Here is a 7,100-nt window from a genome sequence, read left to right on the forward strand (position 1 = left end):
GCCATGCCGAGCGTCTTGCTGACGATCWCGGCGAAGGACAGAGATCCCAGCAGGTAGGACAGGACGATCGCGATCAACGAGGGGAAATAGGAACTCACGGTGTCTCCGGACGCCTCCGGTCGAGGCAACCGGCTATTCTGCCAGCGCGCACTGCACCGGCTTGGCGCCGAGCAGGCCGAGGCACACCTGCGGATCGATGCCCACGAGGTAGCCGCGGCGCCCGCCGTTGATCGCGATGCGCGGCAGTTCGAGGATCGTCGACTCGATGTAGACCGGCATCGCGCGCCGCGTGCCGAAGGGCGAAGTGCCCCCGATCAGGTAGCCGCTGTGCCGGTTCGCGACTTCGGGCTTGCAGGGCTCGACCGACTTGGCGCCGATCTGCCGCGCCAGGTTCTTGGTCGACACCGTGCGGTTGCCGTGCATCAGCACGAGCAGCGGCCTGGCGTCCTGGTCCTGCATCACGAGGGTCTTGACCACGGTGAAGGGGTCGAGCCCGAGCACCTCGGCGCTGTGCTGGGCGCCGCCGTGCTCGAGGTACTCGTAGGGATGCTCGGTGAAGGCGATGCCGTTCGCCCGCAGCAGCTGGGTGGCGGGGGTTTCGCTGACGTGGGTCTTTTTGGCCACGGTTTCTAGTCAGTGGTCCACTACCCGAACGCGTGACCCGCGATGCATGAAACCGGCGCAGCCGAATGCCAGGGATACCGCGGAACCGGCTTTGCCGGGCCGCTGGTATCGCCCCCTTGAGGGGGAGGCGCCGCAGGCGCTTCGGGGGTGTTTCATCCTCTGTCCCGCAAGGTCTCAGGCAGCCGGGTCGCGCAATTCCCAGCGGATCTTGTCGATCTCCGCCAGCAGCTCGGGCGACAGCGTGGTGCCCCAGGCGTCGAGATCCTCGTCGAGCTGGGCGACCGAGGTCACGCCGATGATGGTGCTCGCCACCTGCCACTTGGTGTAGCAGAAGGCCAGCGCCAGTTGTGCCGGCGTGAGCCCGTGCTCGCGGGCCAGCGCGTTGTAGCGGCGCGCCGCCTTCAGCGCGTCCGGGCGGCCCCAGCGCTGCTTGCGCACCGACTCGTAGCTCGAGATGCGCGCGCCCTTGGGCGCGTCCGGGCCTTCGGTGCCGCTCTGGTCGTACTTGCCGGTCAGCAGGCCGAAGGCCAGCGGCGAATAGGCCAGCAGCGAGACGCCCAGGCGGTGCATGGTTTCGTCGAGCCCGTTCTCGGCTGCGCGGCTGATCAGGCAGTAGACGTTCTGCACCGTCGCCACGCGCGGCAGGCCATGCTGCTCGGCCAGGCGCACGAATTCGTGCACGCCGTAGGGCGTCTCGTTCGACAACCCGATCGCGCGCACCTTGCCGGCCTTGACCAGCTTGCCCAGCGCTTCGAGCTGGTCGTGGATCGGGGTGGTCGAGCTTTCCCGCTTCGGGTCGTAGTAGATCTGGCCGAAGGCCGGCACGTGGCGCTCCGGCCAGTGGATCTGGTAGAGGTCGATGACGTCGGTCTTGAGCCGCTTCAGGCTGGCCTCGCAGGAGGCGGCGATGTCGGCCGGCGTCATGCCGCTGCCCTCGCGCACCCAGGGCATGCCGCGCGACGGGCCCGCGACCTTGGTCGCCAGCACGATCTTTTGGCGCGCGCCCGGATTCTTGTCGAACCAGTGGCCGATGATGGTTTCGGTGGCGCCGAAGGTTTCCTTGCGCGCCGGCACCGCGTACATCTCGGCGGTGTCGATGAAGTCGACCCCGCGTTCGAGCGAACGGTCGAGGATGGCGTGGGCGGTGGCCTCGTCGACCTGCTCGCCGAAGGTCATGGTGCCGAGGCAGATCGGCGTGACGTGGAGGTCGCTCTGACCAAGCTGGATTTTTTGCATGGGCGAAATGCTACCCGCTGAGGCGAAGGCGTGTCGTGTCGTGTCGTGCAGTCGACTGCACGGCCCGGCCGGGGTCCGTATCATCGGACGCGATGTACCAAGCCCTCCGTGCCTCGCGCAGCGAATTCGTCCCCGTCCGCCACCTCAGCTACCACGTGCGCCTGTGGGGCGAGCCCTCCGCCTCCCGGCCGCCGCTGGTGCTGATGCACGGCTGGATGGACGTCGCGGCCTCCTGGCAGTTCGTGGTCGATGCGATGGCCGAGGAGCGCTTCGTGGTCGCGGCCGACTGGCGCGGCTTCGGCCTCACCGAGGGCGGCCGCGTCGACAACTACTGGATGCCCGACTACCTGGCCGACCTCGACTGGCTGCTGGACCACTACGCCGGCGATGCCCCGGTCGACCTGGTCGGCCACAGCATGGGCGGCAACGTGGTCATGCAGTACGCCGGCGTGCGGCCGCAGCGCGTGCGCCGCCTCGTCAACCTCGAAGGCTTCGGCATGCCCGCGCTGAAGCCCGAGCAGGCGCCGGAACGCTTCGGCAAGTGGATCGACGAGCTCAAGCGCCTGCACCGCGGCGAAATGGCGCTGGCCACCTATTCGGGCGTCGAAGGCGTGGCGCGCCGGCTCATGAAGACCAACCCGCGCCTGACGCCCGACAAGGCCGACTGGCTGGCCGCCCACTGGTCGGCCGTCCGGCCGCACGCCGAGGGCGGCGAACGCTGGGAGATCCTGGGGGATCCGGCCCACAAGATCATCAACGCCAACCTGTTCCGGGTCGACGAAATCCTGGCGCTGTATGCGGCCATTGCCGCGCCGCTGCTGGCGGTCGAGGCCTCGGACGACAGCCTGGGCCAATGGTGGAAGGGCCGCTACACGCTGGACGAGTACCACGAGCGCCTGAAGAAAGTGCCCCATGCGCGCATCGCCCGTGTCGAGGACGCCGGCCACATGCTGCACCACGACCAGCCCGCCGCGGTGGCCCGGCTGATCGAGGATTTTCTTTCGTCCTGAAGGCGGCCCCGGGCCCCCTCCCCCCTCTCCGGAACCGGGCCATGCCCGGCATGAGAAAATCCCCGGTTTTCCCCGAACACCGTCAGGACACCCCATGGATGCAGAGCAAATCAACCAAATCGGCGCAACTCTCGCGGACCTGAGCGCCCGCACGGTCGATTTACGGAGGTATCTTTGACTACGATGCCAAAGCCGAACGCCTGAGGACGGTCAACGCGTCGCTCGAAGACCCCAACGTCTGGAACGACCCCAAGAAGGCCCAGGAACTGGGCCGCGAAAAGAAGTCGCTCGACGACGTCGTGGTCACGCTCGACCGCCTCACCAGCGGCCTGTCCGACAACACCGAACTCTTCGAGATGTCGAAGGAGGACGGCGACATGGACGGCCTGCAGGCCATCGCCGATGACGCCGCCAAGCTCGAAGCCGACATCAAGCAGCTCGAATTCCGCCGGATGTTCAACAATCCGGCCGATCCGCTGAACGCCTTCGTCGACATCCAGGCCGGCGCCGGCGGCACCGAGGCCTGCGACTGGGCCAGCATGCTGCTGCGCCAGTACCTGAAGTACGCGGAGCGCAAGGGCTTCAAGACCCAGATCGAGGACGAGACCCCGGGCGACACCGCGGGCATCAAGGGCGCGACCATCAAGGTCGAGGGCGACTACGCCTTCGGCCTGCTGCGCACCGAGACCGGCGTGCACCGGCTGGTGCGCAAGTCGCCCTTCGACTCTTCGGGCGGGCGCCACACCAGCTTCGCGAGCATCTTCGTCTACCCGGAAATCGATGATTCGATCGAGATCGACATCAACCCGTCCGACGTGCGCACCGACACCTTCCGCGCCAGCGGCGCCGGCGGCCAGCACATCAACAAGACCGACTCGGCGGTGCGGCTCACGCACATCCCGACCGGCATCGTGGTGCAGTGCCAGGACGGCCGCAGCCAGCACAGCAACCGCGACGTCGCCTGGAAGCGGCTGCGCTCGCGCCTGTATGACCACGAGATGCGCAAGCGCCAGGAAGAGCAGCAGAAGCTGGAAGACAGCAAGACCGACGTCGGCTGGGGCCACCAGATCCGCAGCTACGTGCTGGACAACAGCCGCATCAAGGACCTGCGCACCAACGTCGAGATCTCGGCGACGCAGAAGGTGCTGGACGGCGACCTCGATGCCTTCATCGAAGCGTCCTTGAAGCAAGGCGTGTAGATGAAGCTCACCCCCAGGCTGGCCCACTTCGTGTGGCCGCACACCCCCTCGCCGGGGGCAACACGAGCGGCCCGGCAAAGCCGGTTCCGCGGTGTTCCTGGCCTCGGCCGCGCCGGCGCTCTGCGTCGCGGATCGATCGACAACTTGGGGGTTTCCGAATGAGGACTCTGCACAAGGTGCAAGCCCTGATCTTCGACATGGACGGCACCATGGTCGACTCCATGCCCTGGCACGCCAAGGCATGGGTCGAGTACGGCGTGCGCCACGGGATCGAGATCGACGTCCCGCATTTCATGCGCCGGACCACCGGCCGCACCGCCTTCGAATGCGCCTGCGAGCTCATGGGCCGCGAGGTGAGCGAAGCCGAGAGCGCCGAGATCACCCACCGCAAGGAATCGATCTACCGCGAGCTCTTCGGCGCCCAGTTCCGCGAGGTGACGGGCTTCAGCGCCTTCCACCGGGCCGCGGTCGCGCGCGGGCTGAAGGTGGCGGTCGGCACCGCGGGCGACAAGCACAACATCGCCTTCACGATGTCCAACCTGCGGCCCGACCCGGCGCCGCTGGCGATCGTGGGCGGCGACGAGGGGCTGCCAGGCAAGCCTCAGCCGGCGATCTTCCTCGAGGCCGCGCGCCGCATCGGCGTCGAGCCCTCGCGCTGCATCGTCTTCGAGGATGCGCCCTTCGGCATCGAGGCCGCGCGCCGCGGCGGCATGCTCGCGGTGGCGGTCTGCACCACCCACAGCGCCTGCGAACTCGCGGGGCCGCATGTGATCGCGGCCGTGCGCGACTACGACGAATTGAACAACTCAAACTTCCTGGAGACTCTCGATGCTGCTGCGTGATGCCCAAGGCCAACCGATCGCGATCCGTCGCGAGGATTACAGCGCGCCGGCCTACTGGATCGACACGGTCGAGCTGACCTTCGATCTCGACCCCGCCAAGACGCGGGTGCTCAACCGCATGCGGCTGCGCCGCAACCCCGAGGTGGCGCCCGAGCCGCTGCGCCTCGACGGCGACGAGCTCAACCTGGCGCGCGTGCTGGTCGACGGCCAGGGCGCATCGTTCCGCATGGAAGCCGAGCAGCTGGTGATCGACAACCTGCCCGAGACCTTCGAGCTCGAGATCTTCACCACCTGCTGTCCGATCAAGAACACCAAGCTCATGGGCCTGTTCGTGAGCGAGGACACCTTCTTCACGCAGTGCGAGGCCGAAGGCTTCCGCCGCATCACCTACTTCCTCGACCGGCCCGACGTGATGTCGAGCTACACGGTGACGCTGCGCGCCGCCAAGGCCGCCTACCCGGTGCTGCTGTCGAACGGCAACCTGGTCGAGCAGGGCGAGCTGCCCGAGGGCCGCCACTTCGCCAAGTGGGTCGACCCCTTCCGCAAGCCCTGCTACCTGTTCGCGCTGGTCGCCGGCAAGCTGGTGGCGCGCGAGCAGCGCATCAAGGCGCGCAACGGCCGCGAGCATCTGCTGCAGGTGTACGTGCGCGCCGGCGACCTCGACAAGACCGAGCACGCGATGAACTCGCTCGTCAACTCGGTGCTGTGGGACGAAGCCCGCTTCGGCCTGCCGCTGGACCTCGACCGCTTCATGATCGTCGCCACCAGCGACTTCAACATGGGCGCGATGGAGAACAAGGGCCTGAACATCTTCAACACGAAGTACGTCCTGGCCAACCAGGCCACCGCCACCGACGCCGACTACGGCAACATCGAAAGCGTGGTCGGCCACGAGTACTTCCACAACTGGAGCGGCGACCGCGTGACCTGCCGCGACTGGTTCCAGCTCTCGCTCAAGGAAGGCCTCACGGTCTTCCGCGACCAGGAGTTCAGCCAGGACCTGTGCGCCGAGCCTTCCGCGCGCGCGGTCAAGCGCATCGAGGACGTGCGCGTGCTGCGCACCGCCCAGTTCCCCGAGGACGCGGGCCCGATGGCCCACCCGGTGCGGCCCGACAGCTACATCGAGATCAGCAACTTCTACACCGTCACCATCTACGAGAAGGGTGCCGAGGTGGTGCGCATGATGCAGACGCTGGTCGGCCGCAAGGGCTTCGAGCGCGGCATCACGCTGTATTTCGAGCGCCAYGACGGACAGGCCGTGACCTGCGACGACTTCGCGCAGGCGATCGCCGATGCCAACCCCGACACCGAGCTCGCGCGCCTGCTGCCGCAGTTCAAGCGCTGGTACAGCCAGGCCGGCACGCCGCGCCTCGCCGCCCATGGCGTCTATGACTCGGCAGCGCGCAGCTACACGCTGAGCATCGTGCAGAGTTGCGCGCCCACGCCGGGCCAGCCGGCCAAGGATCCGTTCGTGATCCCGGTCAACGTCGGCCTGCTGGGCGCCGATGGCCGCGAGCTGCCTTTGCGGCTCGAAGGCGAGGCCGAGGCCACCCAGGGCACGCGCACCCTGGTGCTCACGCGCGCCGGCGAACAGTTCACCTTCGTCGATATCGACGCCGAGCCGGTGCCTTCGATCCTGCGCGGCTTCAGCGCGCCGGTGATCCTCGACTACGCCTACAGCGACGCCCAGCTGCTGACCCTGCTGGCCAACGACCCGGACCCCTTCAACCGCTGGGAAGCCGGCCAGCGGCTGGCGCTGCGCGCCGCCGTGCGCGCGATCGCCGAGCCGGCCTCGGCCCACGAGCAGCCGCTCGACGCCGCCTTCGTCGACGCGATGCGCAGCGTGCTGCGCCATCCGCAGCTCGATGCCGCGTTCAAGGAACTGGTGCTCACCCTGCCCTCCGAGACCTACATCGCGGAGCAGCTCGACATCGTCGATCCGCAGCGCGTGCATGTGGTGCGCGAGGCGATGCGGGCGCAGCTCGCGACCGCGCTGTTCGCCGACTGGGAACAGGCCTACGAGCAGAACCGCGACACCGGTGCCTACCAGCCCGACCCGGTCTCCTCGGGCCGGCGCGCGCTGGCGGGCATCGCCCTCACCCACCTGTGCCTCGCGGCGCGCGCCTCGGACGACACCGTGTGGCCCGGCAAGACGCTGCAGCGCTTCAAGGACGCGGGCAACATGACCG

The 7,100-nt window shown here is 68.0% G+C and carries 6 protein-coding genes; 4 read left to right on the top strand and 2 right to left on the bottom strand.

The window, feature by feature from the left end:
• Positions 1-132: 132 nt before the first annotated feature.
• Both AC1D2K_RS26310 and AC1D2K_RS26315 read right to left on the bottom strand, forming a co-directional pair.
• A complete protein-coding gene (locus AC1D2K_RS26310) occupies positions 133-624 on the bottom strand; it encodes an aminoacyl-tRNA deacylase (protein WP_478092238.1) in 492 nt (163 codons plus the stop codon).
• 174 nt (positions 625-798) lie between these two features.
• A complete protein-coding gene (locus tag AC1D2K_RS26315) occupies positions 799-1,860 on the bottom strand; it encodes an aldo/keto reductase (RefSeq protein WP_478092240.1) in 1,062 nt (353 codons plus the stop codon).
• Positions 1,861-1,952: 92 nt separating this feature from the next.
• Between AC1D2K_RS26315 and AC1D2K_RS26320 the strand changes: the two genes are divergently transcribed.
• From AC1D2K_RS26320 to pepN, 4 genes are all read left to right on the top strand, one after another.
• Positions 1,953-2,870: an alpha/beta fold hydrolase gene (locus AC1D2K_RS26320; RefSeq protein WP_478092241.1), complete on the top strand. Its 918-nt coding sequence runs from the start codon at positions 1,953-1,955 to the stop codon at positions 2,868-2,870.
• A 94-nt stretch (positions 2,871-2,964) separates the two neighbouring features.
• Positions 2,965-4,069, top strand: a protein-coding gene (prfB, locus tag AC1D2K_RS26325; RefSeq protein WP_442284071.1) for a peptide chain release factor 2 whose coding sequence is annotated in 2 segments (ribosomal slippage) — positions 2,965-3,045 and positions 3,047-4,069 — 1,104 coding nt in all. Because the reading frame shifts where the segments join, the coding sequence is not laid out codon by codon here.
• A 158-nt stretch (positions 4,070-4,227) separates the two neighbouring features.
• Entirely contained in the window at positions 4,228-4,911 is a 684-nt protein-coding gene (locus AC1D2K_RS26330; protein WP_478092242.1) for an HAD family hydrolase, read from the top strand.
• Positions 4,898-7,100, top strand: a 2,203-nt coding sequence (gene pepN / locus AC1D2K_RS26335; RefSeq protein ID WP_478092243.1) for an aminopeptidase N, incomplete at its 3' end; no start/stop codon positions are given. The genes AC1D2K_RS26330 and pepN, both read left to right, overlap by 14 nt.

It is taken from the genome of Variovorax sp. P1_H12_2 (genome assembly GCF_056405335.1).